General features: G+C 60.0%; 16 protein-coding genes and 1 tRNA gene. 5 read left to right on the top strand and 12 right to left on the bottom strand.

Annotation, left to right across the window (positions count from 1 at the left end; all coding sequences use genetic code 11):
- Positions 1 to 25 precede the first annotated feature (25 nt).
- The 3 genes from ARCT_RS0107685 to ARCT_RS0107675 all read right to left on the bottom strand — a co-directional run bounded on the left by ARCT_RS0107685 (position 26) and on the right by ARCT_RS0107675 (position 1,107).
- The gene (locus ARCT_RS0107685; RefSeq protein WP_154665326.1) at positions 26 to 481 is read right to left on the bottom strand and encodes a hypothetical protein; all 456 of its coding nucleotides are present in this window, start codon (positions 479 to 481) and stop codon (positions 26 to 28) included.
- 23 nt (positions 482 to 504) lie between these two features.
- Positions 505 to 581, bottom strand: a tRNA-His gene (locus ARCT_RS0107680).
- A gap of 43 nt (positions 582 to 624) precedes the next feature.
- The gene (locus ARCT_RS0107675; RefSeq protein ID WP_027239538.1) at positions 625 to 1,107 is read right to left on the bottom strand and encodes a GNAT family N-acetyltransferase; all 483 of its coding nucleotides are present in this window, start codon (positions 1,105 to 1,107) and stop codon (positions 625 to 627) included.
- 88 nt (positions 1,108 to 1,195) lie between these two features.
- Here ARCT_RS0107675 and ARCT_RS0107670 point away from each other — a divergent pair, with 88 nt between their 5' ends.
- Positions 1,196 to 1,384, top strand: a complete 189-nt coding sequence (locus ARCT_RS0107670) for a DUF6324 family protein (RefSeq protein ID WP_027239537.1) — start codon at positions 1,196 to 1,198, stop codon at positions 1,382 to 1,384.
- Positions 1,385 to 1,390: 6 nt separating this feature from the next.
- Here the strand turns inward: ARCT_RS0107670 and ARCT_RS25655 are convergent, their stop codons facing one another.
- The 5 genes from ARCT_RS25655 to ribB form a co-directional block, all read right to left on the bottom strand.
- Positions 1,391 to 1,936, bottom strand: a complete 546-nt coding sequence (locus ARCT_RS25655) for an MmcB family DNA repair protein (protein ID WP_084300785.1) — start codon at positions 1,934 to 1,936, stop codon at positions 1,391 to 1,393.
- A 534-nt stretch (positions 1,937 to 2,470) separates the two neighbouring features.
- Positions 2,471 to 2,800, bottom strand: coding sequence for a hypothetical protein (locus ARCT_RS0107660; protein ID WP_027239536.1), 330 nt, complete (start codon positions 2,798 to 2,800; stop codon positions 2,471 to 2,473).
- Positions 2,801 to 3,002: 202 nt separating this feature from the next.
- Positions 3,003 to 3,485, bottom strand: coding sequence for a transcription antitermination factor NusB (gene nusB / locus ARCT_RS0107655; protein ID WP_027239535.1), 483 nt, complete (start codon positions 3,483 to 3,485; stop codon positions 3,003 to 3,005).
- Positions 3,482 to 4,033: a 6,7-dimethyl-8-ribityllumazine synthase gene (locus tag ARCT_RS0107650; protein WP_027239534.1), complete on the bottom strand. Its 552-nt coding sequence runs from the start codon at positions 4,031 to 4,033 to the stop codon at positions 3,482 to 3,484. The genes nusB and ARCT_RS0107650 overlap by 4 nt, the downstream gene beginning before the upstream one ends.
- A gap of 1 nt (position 4,034) precedes the next feature.
- Positions 4,035 to 5,156, bottom strand: coding sequence for a 3,4-dihydroxy-2-butanone-4-phosphate synthase (gene ribB / locus ARCT_RS0107645; protein ID WP_027239533.1), 1,122 nt, complete (start codon positions 5,154 to 5,156; stop codon positions 4,035 to 4,037).
- Between the two features lie 185 nt (positions 5,157 to 5,341).
- Between ribB and ARCT_RS0107640 the strand changes: the two genes are divergently transcribed.
- Entirely contained in the window at positions 5,342 to 6,394 is a 1,053-nt protein-coding gene (locus ARCT_RS0107640) for a proline racemase family protein (protein WP_027239532.1), read from the top strand.
- Between the two features lie 140 nt (positions 6,395 to 6,534).
- Here ARCT_RS0107640 and ARCT_RS0107635 read toward each other — a convergent pair whose 3' ends face one another.
- The gene (locus ARCT_RS0107635) at positions 6,535 to 7,122 is read right to left on the bottom strand and encodes a riboflavin synthase (protein ID WP_027239531.1); all 588 of its coding nucleotides are present in this window, start codon (positions 7,120 to 7,122) and stop codon (positions 6,535 to 6,537) included.
- A 339-nt stretch (positions 7,123 to 7,461) separates the two neighbouring features.
- Between ARCT_RS0107635 and ARCT_RS0107625 the strand changes: the two genes are divergently transcribed.
- The 3 genes from ARCT_RS0107625 to ARCT_RS0107615 all read left to right on the top strand — a co-directional run bounded on the left by ARCT_RS0107625 (position 7,462) and on the right by ARCT_RS0107615 (position 12,024).
- Complete coding sequence (locus ARCT_RS0107625; RefSeq protein WP_027239530.1) at positions 7,462 to 8,754, top strand: capsule biosynthesis protein; 1,293 nt, start codon at positions 7,462 to 7,464, stop codon at positions 8,752 to 8,754.
- A 95-nt stretch (positions 8,755 to 8,849) separates the two neighbouring features.
- Positions 8,850 to 9,983: a polysaccharide biosynthesis/export family protein gene (locus ARCT_RS0107620; protein WP_027239529.1), complete on the top strand. Its 1,134-nt coding sequence runs from the start codon at positions 8,850 to 8,852 to the stop codon at positions 9,981 to 9,983.
- Positions 9,984 to 9,987: 4 nt separating this feature from the next.
- A complete protein-coding gene (locus tag ARCT_RS0107615) occupies positions 9,988 to 12,024 on the top strand; it encodes a capsular polysaccharide biosynthesis protein (RefSeq protein ID WP_027239528.1) in 2,037 nt (678 codons plus the stop codon).
- A gap of 93 nt (positions 12,025 to 12,117) precedes the next feature.
- Here ARCT_RS0107615 and ribD read toward each other — a convergent pair whose 3' ends face one another.
- From ribD to ARCT_RS0107600, 3 genes are all read right to left on the bottom strand, one after another.
- The gene (ribD, locus tag ARCT_RS0107610; protein ID WP_276202239.1) at positions 12,118 to 13,215 is read right to left on the bottom strand and encodes a bifunctional diaminohydroxyphosphoribosylaminopyrimidine deaminase/5-amino-6-(5-phosphoribosylamino)uracil reductase RibD; all 1,098 of its coding nucleotides are present in this window, start codon (positions 13,213 to 13,215) and stop codon (positions 12,118 to 12,120) included.
- 143 nt (positions 13,216 to 13,358) lie between these two features.
- A complete protein-coding gene (gene nrdR, locus ARCT_RS0107605) occupies positions 13,359 to 13,826 on the bottom strand; it encodes a transcriptional regulator NrdR (RefSeq protein ID WP_027239526.1) in 468 nt (155 codons plus the stop codon).
- 120 nt (positions 13,827 to 13,946) lie between these two features.
- Positions 13,947 to 14,366: a secondary thiamine-phosphate synthase enzyme YjbQ gene (locus ARCT_RS0107600; protein WP_027239525.1), complete on the bottom strand. Its 420-nt coding sequence runs from the start codon at positions 14,364 to 14,366 to the stop codon at positions 13,947 to 13,949.
- Positions 14,367 to 14,457 lie beyond the last annotated feature (91 nt).

The raw sequence follows: 14,457 nt of genomic DNA, 5'->3' as shown, positions 1-14,457 counted from the left end.
AAAGGCGTGGCAATGAACAAGGGGGCTATGTCGCCGCCGCCGAGCACCGGACCAATGGTTTCACAAGCCCCAGCTTTCCATTCCAATTGGTCGATATCTTTATCTTTTTACCCCGCCCCGGTTTGAGAGGCACCGAGATCCAAGTTTGCACATCCCAGGTGCTGACATGGATCTTGCGCAGTTCTTCGATTGTCTGGCTCACCAGTTCCTCACCATCGGCTTCGATCCGCAAACGGCCCGCACTTTGCCCGTTGCGATAGAACTCCAGCTCCAGGCTCTCTTCAGACTTCACCCGGTTGAACCAACTTTCGTGCTTTGAATTTTCAAATTTGCGCGCCGCCAGTTCCATCGGAAGATGGTGAAAGCCAGCCATCAGCGACGAATGATAGTCGACCGGAGCCGCTCGGTTCGGAGCCGCGCCAACATAAAGAAAACCGTCTTTTGGTAAAGCGTTCCAACAACTCTCCAGCTCTTTTTGCAAGATCCGGTAAGGTGTTGAATTGGTGGTACCACCTCCCCGGCTCGAACGGGGGACCTCCTGATCCACAATCAGGCGCTCTAACCTACTGAGCTAAGGCGGCACTGCGGGCGATTTAGCCTAGAGAAAACCGAAGCGCAAGGGCTTTATAACACAACTTCCCAGCTTTGTTCGATCAAATCCTGCCCAAAAGAGTGAACCGGCTTGCTGTCAATCAGCTGCCAGCCAAAGGCCGCATAAAGCGCACAGGCGGCATGATGGCTTTCATGAGTCCAAAGCTTCATATCGCGATATCCGGCGCTGCGGGCAAACGACATGCATTGGTTCAACAACTCTTTGCCCAGGCCCTGCCCGCGCGCCTCGGGGGTTAAAAGAAACAGCCGCAGTTTTGCAGTTGTTTCACTCTGACGTACACAAAAGACAGACCCCAAACGTTCCGCGCCGCGATGGGCAATCCAGCCTCGTTCGCACTGCGGATCATGATCTTCACAGAACTTCTGCAAGATCTCGGCAACCAGAGGTCCAAAACTATTGTCGAACCCCTCATCGCGTGCGTAGAGATCCTGGTGGCGCGCCACCAACCATTGACAATCTGACGGTTCGAATCGTCGTAATGTTGCTTCTGCCATAGCCTATCAAAGCCCATAGCAGCTTGCCTTTCAAGCCATCGCGGGCTAGCACCGGATACCGGCAATAGATCTGCGGCAGGAGTGCAAAATGGGTATCAATAGCGAACGCGACGTCGAAGCAAACATGCAAATCGGCCCCACCGATCAGGGTATGGTGCGTCTGTTCATCGAAGCCGAGGGTGTCGAAATCCCGATGGATTTTGATCCGGAGGAAGCCGAAGAAATCGCAGACGAGTTGCGCGCCGCAGCCCAGGCCGCCCGCATCGTTGCAGGCTAAAACAGCCTATTCGCCCGCCTTCGGCCCCCGATGGGTGGGAACAGCAAAAAACTGACCATCCCAACCAGGGCGAGGATCGCGTAGGGATTGCAGCCTTCTGGCGGCATCCATGGCAAATTTCTGGATCAGCTTTTTGCGCCGGGCTGGCGCCAGTTTTGTCTCGGCCGCCATACGGATCACTTCGGCGTCGTAGTCATCCGCAACGATCAACCCGGTGCCCTCGGGCAGCACATCAACCGGGAACGCCATATCCACCGCCCAGAAATAGCGGTCACACCATTCCAGATAGCCCTGCCACTTGCTATCCGCCCGGAAATCCGCCCGGCTGGATTTGCACTCGATCACCCAAAGCTCCCCCTTGGGACCCAGCCCCAATACATCCACCCGCAGCCCCCGCGCCGGAACAAATTCTTCCAGCGTGGCAAAGCCAAGCGCCCGCAAATGGCGCGACACGCCACGGGCCAGCCGTTGCCCCGGCTGCAGCGGCTCGGTGGAGGCGTCATTGGAGGCGTCATTGGAGAGGATCTCATTGGGTTGGACAGGCGGTCTCATAGGCCTTAGCGTGAACAATAAGAGAACAAAAGGCAAGCTTCAGCTTCTAATGCGCCTTTGAAATTGGATTGCGCCAGATAGGGACCAGAGCCTCTTGCTTTGACCGCAGCAGAGCACTACCTAGAAGATGTGGCGGGTTCTGCCCCTTCAGTGCCGGAAGCATTCCAGTGGCCTTAAGCAATTCCACGGGAGCTGGCTCTGTTCGGACCCTGGTCCGTTTACCTGGTGCCCACCTGTACATACAGGTCCCCGGGAATCAAAACCGCACGTCTGTGGTGGTCCCGTCACATTTTCCAGCCGACCGCAGGCCATCATTTACGCCCCTGACGCACACAAAAAAAACGCCGCGCCCCGCGATCACAGGGGGCGGTCACCCTGGGATGCCCTCGCTGAGATGCGGTCACCCTGGGATCGTGGTTTTCTATTTGGCACAGAATTATGCGACCTGCGCCGCCTCGACAGGCCCGTCACCAAGACCAGCGGACCTGCAGAGAAAGACCGGCGCGACCTGCAGCGAGCCCTAGCTGAGCAGGCCTAGCGGCGCGTATTGAGCTGGTGTTTTTGTCCAGAGGGCGCTTCGGCCTTGACCCGGGCTGGTTCAAAATAATGCGCAACAGGCGTTCCGCCACGGGGACCATCGTCTTTCCTGGCTATCGCCATAATGACCCAGGCAAACTGCACCCCGGCAAAAACGATGCCATTCATAAACCACAGCAGAAACACTGCCAGCATCCCGTCGCTGGACTGGCTGACCAATCCCCAGAGGTTCATCACATTGAACCAAAGCACCAGGGAAACAAACCCGGCAGCGATGCCAAATCCGATGATAACATTTTTGATGTAGAGTTTTACCAGCTTGGGCATGACGACCTCATCTCTGTTACCCGCAAAGTGTAGCACTCCGCACCGCAAGGTCCAGCGATACCCGCGCCAAACGCAGCCTCACCCGCTGAAATAGTGTCGCACCCTTCGGCAGATCCCCAAATGAGTGCCAATAAAAAAGCGCACCGCAGAGGCACGCTTTTCAATAATCACGAATCAGATCAGCCCTCATAAGGCCACGAGATCAAAAGGCTTCCGGTTTTGCCTCGCGCGCCATGTGGTCCAGCACCGCATTGACAAACTTGGCCTCCTTGCCCTCGGGAAAGAAGGCGCGGGCGATATCGACGAACTCGTTGATCACCACTTTGGGCGGGGTATTGGACTGGGTGAATTCGGCACCGGCAGCACGGAACAATGCGCGCAATGTGGGGTCAATGCGCGCAATCGGCCACTTTGCCACCAGCGCCCGGTCTGTCATCTGGTCAATTGTAGCCTGAAAGTTCACGGCATCTTTCAACAGCTTGCGGAACAGGCCGGTATCGCCCTCGGCCATTTCTGCATCGTCATAAACAGCGCCAAAGCGATGGTTTTCAAATTCAGCAATCACCTTGTCAAAGGTCAGATCGCTGTGTTCCATCTGAAACAGCGCCTGCACCGCATAAAGCCGGGCGGCGGATTTCATCTGGGTCTTACCATTGCCCTTAGGGGCGCTGTCCGAATGGGTCATGCTGTGCGGGGTCCGTTTTCTGTGCCAGCCAGCTGAATGGCTTCGGAAGGCGCCTTAAAGCCGACTCCCTTGGTCTGGGCGCCCCATTTACGCGTCAGCGCAATAAGATGCAAGGCCGCAGCGGCCGCGCCGCCACCCTTGTTTTGATCTGCCGGATCCGCACGGACTTCGGCCTGTTTGCGGTTTTCCACGGTCAGGATACCGTTGCCAATGCACAGCCCCTGCAAACCCAGCAGCTGGATGGCGCGGCTGCTGTCGTTGCAGACCGTGTCATAGTGGGTGGTTTCCCCGCGAATAACGCAGCCCAGCGCGACAAATCCGTCAAAGTTGGAGCTGCGGTCGGCAATGGCGATGGCCGTGGGGATTTCCAGCGCGCCAGGCACTTCGACCACCTCATAGGTGCCGCCTGCAGCCTCGATCTCGGCCTTGGCACCAGCCAGCATATTGTCAGCGATATCCTTGTAGTAGGGCGATATCACGATGGCCAGCTTGACCGGTTTGTCAAATACCGCGCGTGGCATGATGTAGTGCTGTTCCTGTCCAGCCATATCAGGACTCCTTTAGAATGGGGCGGGTGCCCACGATGGAAAGCCCATAGGCATCAAGACCCAGATAGGTGGTGGCAGGTGAATCCGTCAACAACTCCAGCTCTTTCAGACCCAGCTCTGACAGGATCTGGGCGCCCAGGCCAGTCTGTTTGATGGTGCGCGGACCATCGTCTTCGGGGGCATAAAGCGCATGGCGCGGTTCGCGGAACAGGCAGACAACGCCACGCCCTTCTTCGGCGATCAATTCCATCGCGCGGGGCAATTCGCGGACTGGCTTGGGGCCAAGCCCGAGGATATCAGAAGCCTCGTGCAGGGCGTGGGTCCTGGTCAGCACCGGGCCACCAGTGCTCAGATCTCCCTTAATCAGCACCACATGTTCGACGCCATGGGTCTGATCGGTGAAGATGCGCATGTTCCATTCGCCGCCAAACTCAGACGTCACGGTGGAGCTGCTGGTTTCCACCACCAGGTTGTCGTTGCGTGACCGATAGGTGATCAGGTCCGAGATGGTGCCGATCTTCAGCCCGTGGGTTTTTGCATAGTCCACCAGATCCGGCAGACGCGCCATGGTGCCGTCTTCGTTCATGATTTCGCAGATCACCGACGAGGGGTAATGCCCGGCAAGACGCGCCACATCACAGCCGGCCTCGGTATGGCCTGCCCGCATCAACACGCCCCCCCGGCGTGCGCGCAGCGGAAAGACATGACCCGGGGTGGCGATATCTGCTGCGGTTTTCTCGAGGTCAATTGCCGTCGCCACGGTGAGCGCCCGGTCGGCGGCGGAAATACCGGTGGTCACCCCTTCGCGGGCCTCGATCGAGACGGTAAAGGCCGTCTCGTGGCGCGAAGAGTTGTGCATCGCCATCATTGGCAGGCCCAGTTCGTCAATCCGTTCGGCCGGCAGGGTCAGGCAGATCAACCCACGCCCATGGGTGGCCATAAAGTTGATCGCCTCAGCGTCAGCGGCCTGTGCCGGGATCACCAGATCGCCTTCGTTTTCGCGATCCTCATGGTCCACCAAGATGAACATCCGGCCCGCACGGGCCTCGGCGATGATCTCTTCAATCGGGCTGATTGCCGCGCGCAAACGGGCCTCGACCGGCCCCGGTGTTTCAAAGCTCATGCTGATAGCCTTTCGGTACAGATGCCCCAAGGGCCCATCGCCCGGCGGGTATATAGGGCGAAATAGCCCACCCTCGCGGCAAAGGCCAGCCCCACCAGCGGCACAGCAAGGACTGGACGCGGCGTTTGCGGTCGGGCAGAAAGGTAATATTGGATACAATATTCACACCACGGGAGAACAGACCCATGCGCGCATCCCGCATCCTGCAAGCCGTAGACGTCCATGCCGAGGGGGAGCCCGGCCGTGTCATCACCGGCGGCATGCCATTTTTACGCGGCGCCACTGTCTTTGAAAAAATGCAGGATATGGCGCAAAATCATGATGATATCCGTCTGCAGATGCTGCGCGAGCCGCGCGGCTACCCCGGCCTGTGCGGCAATGCCATCGTGCCGCCCTGCCATCCGGAGGCAGATGCCGGGTTTATCATCTTTGAGCAAACCGAGTATCCGCCAATGTCGGGGTCCAATACCATCTGTGTGGTCACTGTGCTTTTGGAAACAGGCATTGTGCGCATGGTGGAACCGGTGACAGAATTGACGCTGGAAGCACCGGCGGGTCTCATCAAGGTGCGGGCTGACTGTTGTGACGGCAAGGTAACGCGGGTGAGCTTTGAGAACGTCCCTGCCTTTGCCCTGCATCTGGACGCCCCGGTTGAGGTTGCGGGACTGGGCACCATCCGGGTGGATGTGGCCTGGGGCGGCATGTTCTTTGTGCTGATCAATGGGGAGACAATCGGCCTGGACCCCCGCGCCGAGAATGGCGAGGAAATTGTACGCATCAGCGAGGCCATCCGCCATGCCACTGCCGAGCAATTGCCTGTCAAACACCCGGATAACCCGGCAATCACCGGCCCCAGCATCACCAATCTCTGGGCGCCGCCACAGGCCAGCGGCACCCATGGGCGCGGCGCCATTACCATTTCCACCGGCGCCTTTGATCCCGCCCGCCCACAGGGGGCCAGCGGCATTCTGGATCGCTCCCCCTGTGGCACCGGAACCTGTGCCAAAATGGCGGTTTTGCATGCCCGTGGTCTGCTTGGGGTGGGAGAGGATTATGTCAATGCAGGCCCATTGGGCACCACCTTCACCGGGCGCATTCTGCAAACAACAAAGGTTGGGAACTACCCCGCCATTCGCCCCAGCCTGTCCGGCCAGGGGTGGATTTACGGGTTAGCCTCTTACTCTTTGGACCCCAGTGATCCCTTCCCGCAAGGATATACCGTTGGTGATATCTGGTAGCGGCAAGGCCGCGGGAATGCTGTGAGGGTTGAGGGGCTCTGCCCCTCGGCCTGCGGCCTCACCCCGAGGTATTTTGGGTAAGATGAAAAGAGGGAAAGATGTGATGTCGGACAGCGCCAGTCGGGCGCGGTTTTGGCCTGTCAGCCCGCCTCGTGCAACCGCGCCACATAACGCGCCAGGGTGTCGATCTCAAGATTGACCTGGTCGCCCAGTTTTACCTCTCCCCAGGTGGTGACCTCTTTGGTGTGGGGGATGAAATTGATGCCAAAATCACAGCCCTGCACATCGTTCACTGTCAGCGAAGTGCCGTTCAAGGCGACAGATCCCTTGGGCGCGATAAAGCGTGCCAGCGCTTTGGGCGCGCGCAGGGTAACGCGGGTGCTATCGCCCTCATCGTGGAGCTCCACCACCTCGGCAACCCCATCCACATGGCCCGAAACGATATGCCCGCCCAGTTCATCGCCGACCTTGAGGGCCCGTTCCAGATTGACCCGCTTGCCGATGCTCCAAGCGGCGATATTTGTCTTTGACACTGTTTCGGCGGAGATTTGCACATCATACCAATCAGTGCCCAGCTCGATCACCGTGAGACAGACCCCGTCCGAGGCAATCGAGGCGCCAAGATCAATGCCTGCAGTATCATAATGGGTGGAAATGCGTGCGCGCAGATCCCCCTGCTGATCCAGCTGGGCAATGGTTCCAATGTCAGTGACGATACCGGTGAACATCGTAAGGCCTCCTAGGCTGTGGCTACGGCGGGGGTTTCCTGTCGCAGAGGTAGCCCAAGCCGCCCCCGCTCTACAAGCCCTCCCCGCAATGCGCACCGCCTTTGCCCCGCGAAGAGATCCGTTGGGATGGGATGCAGGTCGGCCCAACACAGCCCTGCGACATGCCCTGGGGTTGGCCCCCCGTGGTTGGCCCTGAGGTTGGCCTTGCCGCGCCCTTTGCAATGGCCCTAAAGTGAGGCTAAACCCTTGTTGCCTATCCCAGTCATAGTTATGCCCCAGTCCGGTGCTAGTATCCGGCGCTAGATTAGCAAAACCTTTACCGCCAAAGCCCCATATCTGATGCAACACAGCAGCCCCCTCCAACCCGTCTTTCTGTTCCTTCAGGGACCACATGGGCCGTTCTTCAACGCCCTGGGCCGGATGTTACGCACTGCGGGTTGCGACGTTTGGCGCATCGGTTTTAACGCGGGCGATCAGGTCTTTTGGCGCGACAAGACCCAGTATCTGCCCTTTCGCGGCAACCTAGCGGACTGGAAAGGGTTTTTTGAACAGACCTGCCAGGACAAAAACGTCACTGATATCGTTCTCTACGGAGACACCCGGCCGATCCATGCTGAGGCGATCGCCACGGCCCAGGCCCTGGGGTTGCGGGTGCATGTTTTTGAAGAGGGATACCTGCGCCCCTATTGGGTCACTTACGAACGGGATGGCTCTAATGGTCATTCGCGGCTGATGCGGACAGATGTGGCCGAGATGCAGGCCGCCTTGGCGCTCTCGGATATGGAAGCGCCGCTGCCGCCCTCCCATTGGGGCGATATGCGTCAGCATATATTCTATGGCGCGCTGTATCACTGGTTTGTCATGTTCTGGAACCGCAAATACCGCAATTTCCAACCACATCGCGCCCTGCCTGTCACCCGCGAGTTTCAGCTATACCTCAAACGGCTGGTGCTGATGCCCACGCAGGCGCTTGAGCGTCGCCTTGCCACCAGGCGCATTCGCAACGGTGGCTTTCCCTATCATCTGGCGCTGTTACAATTGGAACATGACAGCTCGTTTCAGATGCATTCCCCCTTTGACAGTATGAGCAGCTTTTTGGCCGAGGTGATTTCAGGCTTTGCCGCTGGCGCCCCGCGCCACCATCATCTGGTGATCAAGGCCCATCCGCTGGAAGATGGTCGCAGCCCGATCCGCCAAGACCTGCGACGCCTGGCCCGTGAGCATGGTATTCAGGATCGCGTGCACTATGTGCGTGGCGGCAAATTGGCAGAGCTGCTGAACGAGGCCCGCACCGCCGTTACGGTCAACTCCACCGCCGGCCAGCAGGTTCTGTGGCGCGGCATCCCGCTCAAGGTTTTTGGCGATGCGGTGTATGACAAAGAGGCCTTCACCTCGACTCAGCCTCTGGCCCAGTTCTTTGCCGCACCAGCCCGCCCGGACAACCGCGCCTATAAGGACTACCGGCGCTACCTGCTGGAAACCTCGCAGGTGCCGGGAGGATTTTATTCCCGCTCTGGGCGCCGCCAATTGTTGCGCCATGTTGTTGATATGATGCTGTCACCTCATGATCCCTATGATGCGCTACGCCATGGCACAGCGGCTCCGCGGCAACAGTTATCGCTGGTCCACTGAGCGAAACCTCTCGCAAGACTGGATTTTCTCTACAGACCGCGCTAGTTTGGCAAAAAAACTGAGGCAGAATAATAATAGGTCGAGGAGACCGAGCAGTGAAAAACGTCCCCCTCTCCTGGGTGCGGCCCGTGGCGATTCTCGCTGCATTGACGCTTGCGGCGTCTTGCGGCTTGCCTAAAGTTGGCCCCAACAAACGCCAGATCTTTGCCGGATCGGTGCAGAAGCAAGGCGACGCCTTTGTCGTCTCCGTCAACGACCGCGTCACCCGTGCCACGGCTGTGGTTCCGGCACTTGGCTTCTCCAGCAGCTTTGTCAATGCCGGGCGCCTGACCTCGGATACCATCCGTCCCGGCGATGTTTTGGGGCTGACCATCTGGGAAAACGTCGATGACGGGCTGTTGGCCAATGAGGCCAGCAACGCCACCGCTCTCGAAGAAGTACAGGTCGACAGTGCGGGCTATATTTTTGTGCCCTATGCCGGGCGGCTGCGCGCCGCAGGCAACACGCCGGAACAGCTGCGGGCGGAAATCACCAAAAAGCTCGAAGATCAAACCCCCGACCCGCAGGTGCAGGTGCGCCGTGTGGCCGGGGATGGTTCCACCGTCAGCCTGACGGGCGCCGTGGGTGGCCAGGGTGTCTATGCCATCGAGCGTCCGACCCGGACACTGTCCACCATGCTGGCCCGGGCCGGCGGTGTGGCTATTGAACCGGAAATTGCCCAGGTCACCGTGATCCGCGGCAATGAACAGGGGAAGATCTGGTTCCAGGATCTGTTTAATCACCCCGAGCTGGACATCGCCCTGCGCGGCGGCGACCGCATTCTGGTTGAGGCCGACAGTCGCTCGTTTACGGCCCTTGGGGCCACCAGTGCGCAGGCGCGGGTGCCGTTTGAAAGCCAGGATCTGTCAGCGCTGGAAGCCATCGCCCAGGTTGGCGGCCTAATCTCCACCACCTCTGATCCCACCGGGGTCTTTATCTTTCGCAACGAACCGGCAGAAATCGCCAATCAGGTTCTGGGGCGCGACGATCTGATTGGGGCACAGCGGATGGTCTATGTGTTGAACCTGACCCAGCCCAACGGGTTGTTCATCGCCCGTGACTTTGTGGTGCGTGACGAAGACACGCTTTATGTCACCGAAGCCCCATATGCCCAGTGGACCAAGACCATTTCGCTGCTGGCCAGCCCGCTGACACCTCTCGCCAGTGTTGAGACGCTGTTTGGCGGCTGAGGATATGATCGGCGCAACAGCCATATCAAAAGCCGGGGGCCAAGGCTCCCGGCTTTTTGTTTACAATGGTGGCTTTGTCACCCAGTCACGGCTGCGCCGGATCCTTGGTCTGGCGGGGTATAACATCCGTCTTGGGCTGCCGCAGGAAAACGATCTTGTGGGCATCTGGGGCAACTCTCCCACGGCCCATCGTGGCCGCGCTGTCGCCGCCAAATACGGCGCTGACCTGCTGCATGTCGAAGACGCCTTTTTGCGCTCAATCCACCCCGGTCGCGCGGGAGGAGAGCCGCCCCTGGGGCTGCTGCTGGACCGCCGGGGGCCGCATTTTGACCCCTCCCAGCCGTCAGATCTGGAAGAGCTGCTGGCGCGCCATCCCCTGGATGACAGCCATATGATGCGCCGCGCCCGCAATGCCATTGGCCGCTTGCAGGACGCACATCTGAGCAAATACAACGCCTTTCTGCCCAGTGCGCCGCTGCCGGATCCCGGCTATGTGCTGGTGGTGGACCAGCTGCGCGGCGACGCCTCTGTCACCGCCTCCAGAGCCGACCGCGCCCGGTTTTGCGAGATGCTGGTCTTTGCCCAGCAAGAACACCCCGGCGCCCGCATTCTGATCAAGACCCACCCGGAAACCCGCGCCGGCCACCGGCCTGGGCATTTCACCGACAAAGACGCACAGGGCCGGGTCGAGATGTTCAGCGATGCGGTGTCTCCCTGGGGGCTGCTGGAAGGGGCAATTGCGGTCTATACCGTGTCTTCGCAGCTTGGCTTTGAGGCCATTCTGGCCGGTCACAAGCCGCGCGTCTTTGGCCAGCCTTTCTATGCTGGCTGGGGTCTGACCCAGGACGAAGACCCGCTGGCGCGTCGACAGCGTAAACTCACCCGCCCACAGTTGTTTTCGGCAGCGATGTTTCTCTATCCCACCTGGTATGATCCCTACAATGACCGCCTGTGCGAGCTGGAGCGGGTCATCGACAGCCTGGAGGCCCACACCCGCGCCTGGCGTCAGGACCGGGCCGGCTGGGTGGCCTCTGGCATGCGGCTGTGGAAACGCAAACCGCTGCAGGGGTTCTTTGGCCAAACCCGGAAACTGGAATTCACTGAAGATCCAGAGGAGGCCCGCAAGAGCGGGCGCAACTGGATGGTCTGGGCCAGCAAAGCAGAGACCAAGACCCATGCCGGTGCCACCCGCGTCGAAGACGGCTTTCTGCGCTCACGCGGATTGGGCGCCAATCTGGTACCACCGATGTCGCTGGTGCTGGATCGCCAGGGCATCTACTACGACCCCCGGCAACCTTCGGATCTGGATGATCTGATCACCCAGCGCGCCGATCTGGGCCCCGCCGAGGCCCTGCGCATTGAGGCCCTGATCCAGCAGCTGATCCGCCACAGCCTGTCCAAATACAACCTGGCCGGAGAGGCCCCAACACTGCCCGAAGGCCACCGTATCCTGGTGCCAGGACAGGTAGAGGATGACGCCTCGATCAAGGCCGGGGGCGGGCGGATCAAGAGCAATCTGGACTTGCTGCGCGCCACCCGCAAAGCCAACCCAAAGGCGGTGATCATCTACAAACCCCACCCGGACGTCGAAGCTGGGCTACGCCCTGGCGGCCTGCCAGAGACCGGGGTTCCAGAAAACCTGGCCGATGTGGTGGCCAGCAACAGCGATCCAATGGCGCTGCTGGATATGGTGCAGGAGGTCTGGACCATGACCTCGCTCTTGGGTTTTGAGGCACTGTTGCGCGGCGCCAAGGTCACCACGCTGGGTATGCCCTTTTATGCTGGCTGGGGGCTCACCACCGACAAAGTTCCCGCGCCGCGCTGGCGCACAGCTCGGCCTGATCTGCTGGGCCTGGCCCATGCGGTATTGATTGATTACCCGCGCTATTTTGACCCCATCACCAATCGCCCCTGCCCGCCCGAAGTGGTGGTGGAGCGGCTGATTTCGGGGGAGCTGCCGCAGCCCAGTCTGGGCAACCGCTCCCTGTCAAAGCTGCAAGGGATCTTTGCCACCTATGCACCTTTGTGGCGACGGGATTAGGACAGGGTTAGTACGACGGAGCCAAGACTGGGCCAAGATGGGGACTGGATGGGGTCAGAATGGGGAGGGGGCTCATCCGGGCGGTCCGCCGCCCTACTCCGCCCGCCGCCAGCGGTGCATTACATCCGCGCCCACAGGGCTGGTTTCAATCAGATTGAACCTGTTGGCAGCCTCCAGACTATGTAGCCCCAGGGCCCCAATCGAGGGCAACCCCTCGGCGCCAATGCCCAGACCGGCGGTAAAGCCGATCAGCTCATCCACCAGATCAAAGGCCAGCAGCGAAGCCGCAAGCGCGCTGCCGCCTTCGCAGAAGACCCGCGTCAGCCCGGCATGTCCCAGCTGTTGCAGGATATCATGCGGATCCAGCTGCACGCCGTGACTGGCACAGGGCAACAGGCGCGCGCCAAGGCCCTCCCAGGCTTTTTTACGTTCAATATCCGCCCCCTGCCCATGGCACAGCCAGAGCGGCACTTCAGCGGCAGAGGTGGCCAGCTGACTGATCAAAGGTAAATCCAGATGCCGGGAGATCACCACTCGCACCGGCTGATGTTCGATCCCGAGGTCACGCACCGTCAGCGAGGGATCATCCGCCCGCGCCGTGCCCGCCCCCACCATGACCGCATCATGGCGCGCGCGCATCGCGTGAACCGCGCGGCGGGCTTCGGGCCCGGTGATCCATTTGCTTTGCCCCGATCCGGTGGCAATACGACCATCAAAACTGCTGGCCATCTTTAGGGTCACCAGTGGGCGCCCCTGCTCTGTCTTGTAGAAAAACCCGGCGTGATCGCGCCCGGCCTGTTCTGCCAGCACCCCGACCTGAACCTCGATCCCCGCCTGACGCAGCATCTCGAACCCCTGCCCCGAGACCCGTGGATCGCTATCGCCAACAGCGGCCACCATCCGGGCAATCCCGGCGTCAATCAGCGCCTGGGCACAGGGCGGTGTATTGCCGTGATGGGCGCAGGGTTCCAGGGTGACATAGGCGGTGGCGCCGCGTGCCAAGGCACCAGCCTGGCTCAGCGCCATGACCTCGGCATGGGGGCGACCACCGGGTTGGGTCCAGCCCCGACCAACAATGCGCCCCTCGCGCACCAAGACACAGCCAACCGCAGGGTTGGGCCAGCAATTGCCCTGGCCACGCCGCCCAAGCGACAGCGCCAGAGCCATAAATCGAGTATCCGTTTGGGTCACGTCTCGCCCGCCTATCAGTTATCGCGCACGCGCCCGGATCAGGCCTATGCCAATCCGGGCGCAAAACAGGTCTGTAAGTACAGTCTCGTGTCTTTACCTAACCACCGCAAGCTCTTGATCAGAGCATTGGGACCAGAGACACGTCACTCTTCTCTGGGTGAGTCGGGGCGCAGTTCGTGCACAAAATCCTCAAAATCATCTGCCGCCTGGAAGTTCTTGTAGACACTGGCAAAGCGGACATAGGCCACGGTGTCGATCCGGGCCAGCGCCTCCATGACGATCTCGCCGATCTTGCTGGATGAGATATCCGTCTCCCCCATGCTTTCCAGCCGTCGCACAATACCCGAAATCATCTGATCAATGCGTTCGGGATCAATGGGGCGCTTTTGCATCGAAATGCGGATTGAGCGCTCCAGCTTGTCGCGATCAAAATCCTCGCGTTTGCCATTGGTTTTCACCACCACCAGGTCGCGCAGCTGCACCCGCTCATAGGTGGTGAACCGGCCACCACATGCAGGGCAGAACCGACGCCGACGGATTGAAACGTGATCCTCGGCGGGGCGTGAATCCTTCACCTGAGTATCGATATTCCCGCAAAACGGACAACGCATCTGCGGATCCCCTTTTCCTAATACCAGCCATTTGTGCTAAAGCCCGCACAGTTATCCACAACTATAGGCCAGCCGCTAGGAATTGGGTAGTGGGGAAATGCAACCGCTAAATCAAGCGGCTCAGCCGCTGATATGCGCCAGGATCTGGCGTCTGTGCGGCGCCTCACGGTGTTCAAACAGATAGATCCCCTGCCAGGTTCCCAGCGCCAAGGTGCCATCGCAAATAGGGATCGACAGGCTGACCGGGAGCAAAGCCGCCTTGATATGCGCCGGCATGTCATCCGGGCCCTCATAGGTGTGGCGCAGATAGGCCATCGCGGGATGGGTCGAGGGCGGCACCAAACGGGAGAAGAAGGCCTGCAGGTCGTCTTGCACCTCTGGGTCAGCATTTTCCTGTATCAACAGCGAACAAGAGGTATGGCGCACAAACAGGGTGAGCAGCCCCTGATTACACTCCGCACCCGCCAGCCAGCCCTGCAGCTCACGCGTGATGTCATACAGCCCTGGACCTCGGGTGGGGATGTGAAACTGTTTCTGCATGGGTTATGCTCTGCTCCAGACCCCAGAGGTTCGCAAGGGACTCTTTGGGTCGCTGTCGGCCTCGCCCTGTGGGATTCCAGTGGGATTCCAG

Source organism: Pseudophaeobacter arcticus DSM 23566 (assembly GCF_000473205.1).
GTDB classification, from domain to species: domain Bacteria; phylum Pseudomonadota; class Alphaproteobacteria; order Rhodobacterales; family Rhodobacteraceae; genus Pseudophaeobacter; species Pseudophaeobacter arcticus.
The sequence above is the reverse complement of the archived record's forward strand: the minus strand, read 5'-3'. Positions and strand labels throughout refer to the sequence as shown.

Excerpts from the sequence above, each read along its gene's own strand:
- nusB (WP_027239535.1), bottom strand. The coding sequence starts at position 3,485 with ATGACCCATTCGGACAGCGCCCCTAAGGGCAATGGTAAGACCCAGATG.
- ARCT_RS0107675 (WP_027239538.1), bottom strand. The coding sequence starts at position 1,107 with ATGGCAGAAGCAACATTACGACGATTCGAACCGTCAGATTGTCAATGG.
- ARCT_RS0107635 (WP_027239531.1), bottom strand. The coding sequence starts at position 7,122 with ATGTTCACCGGTATCGTCACTGACATTGGAACCATTGCCCAGCTGGAT.
- ARCT_RS0107650 (WP_027239534.1), bottom strand. The coding sequence starts at position 4,033 with ATGGCTGGACAGGAACAGCACTACATCATGCCACGCGCGGTATTTGAC.
- nrdR (WP_027239526.1), bottom strand. The coding sequence starts at position 13,826 with ATGCGTTGTCCGTTTTGCGGGAATATCGATACTCAGGTGAAGGATTCA.
- ARCT_RS0107600 (WP_027239525.1), bottom strand. The coding sequence starts at position 14,366 with ATGCAGAAACAGTTTCACATCCCCACCCGAGGTCCAGGGCTGTATGAC.
- ARCT_RS25655 (WP_084300785.1), bottom strand. The coding sequence starts at position 1,936 with ATGAGACCGCCTGTCCAACCCAATGAGATCCTCTCCAATGACGCCTCC.
- ribB (WP_027239533.1), bottom strand. The coding sequence starts at position 5,156 with ATGAGCTTTGAAACACCGGGGCCGGTCGAGGCCCGTTTGCGCGCGGCA.
- ARCT_RS0107640 (WP_027239532.1), top strand. The coding sequence starts at position 5,342 with ATGCGCGCATCCCGCATCCTGCAAGCCGTAGACGTCCATGCCGAGGGG.
- ARCT_RS0107660 (WP_027239536.1), bottom strand. The coding sequence starts at position 2,800 with ATGCCCAAGCTGGTAAAACTCTACATCAAAAATGTTATCATCGGATTT.
- ARCT_RS0107615 (WP_027239528.1), top strand. The coding sequence starts at position 9,988 with ATGATCGGCGCAACAGCCATATCAAAAGCCGGGGGCCAAGGCTCCCGG.
- ARCT_RS0107670 (WP_027239537.1), top strand. The coding sequence starts at position 1,196 with ATGGGTATCAATAGCGAACGCGACGTCGAAGCAAACATGCAAATCGGC.
- ARCT_RS0107625 (WP_027239530.1), top strand. The coding sequence starts at position 7,462 with ATGCAACACAGCAGCCCCCTCCAACCCGTCTTTCTGTTCCTTCAGGGA.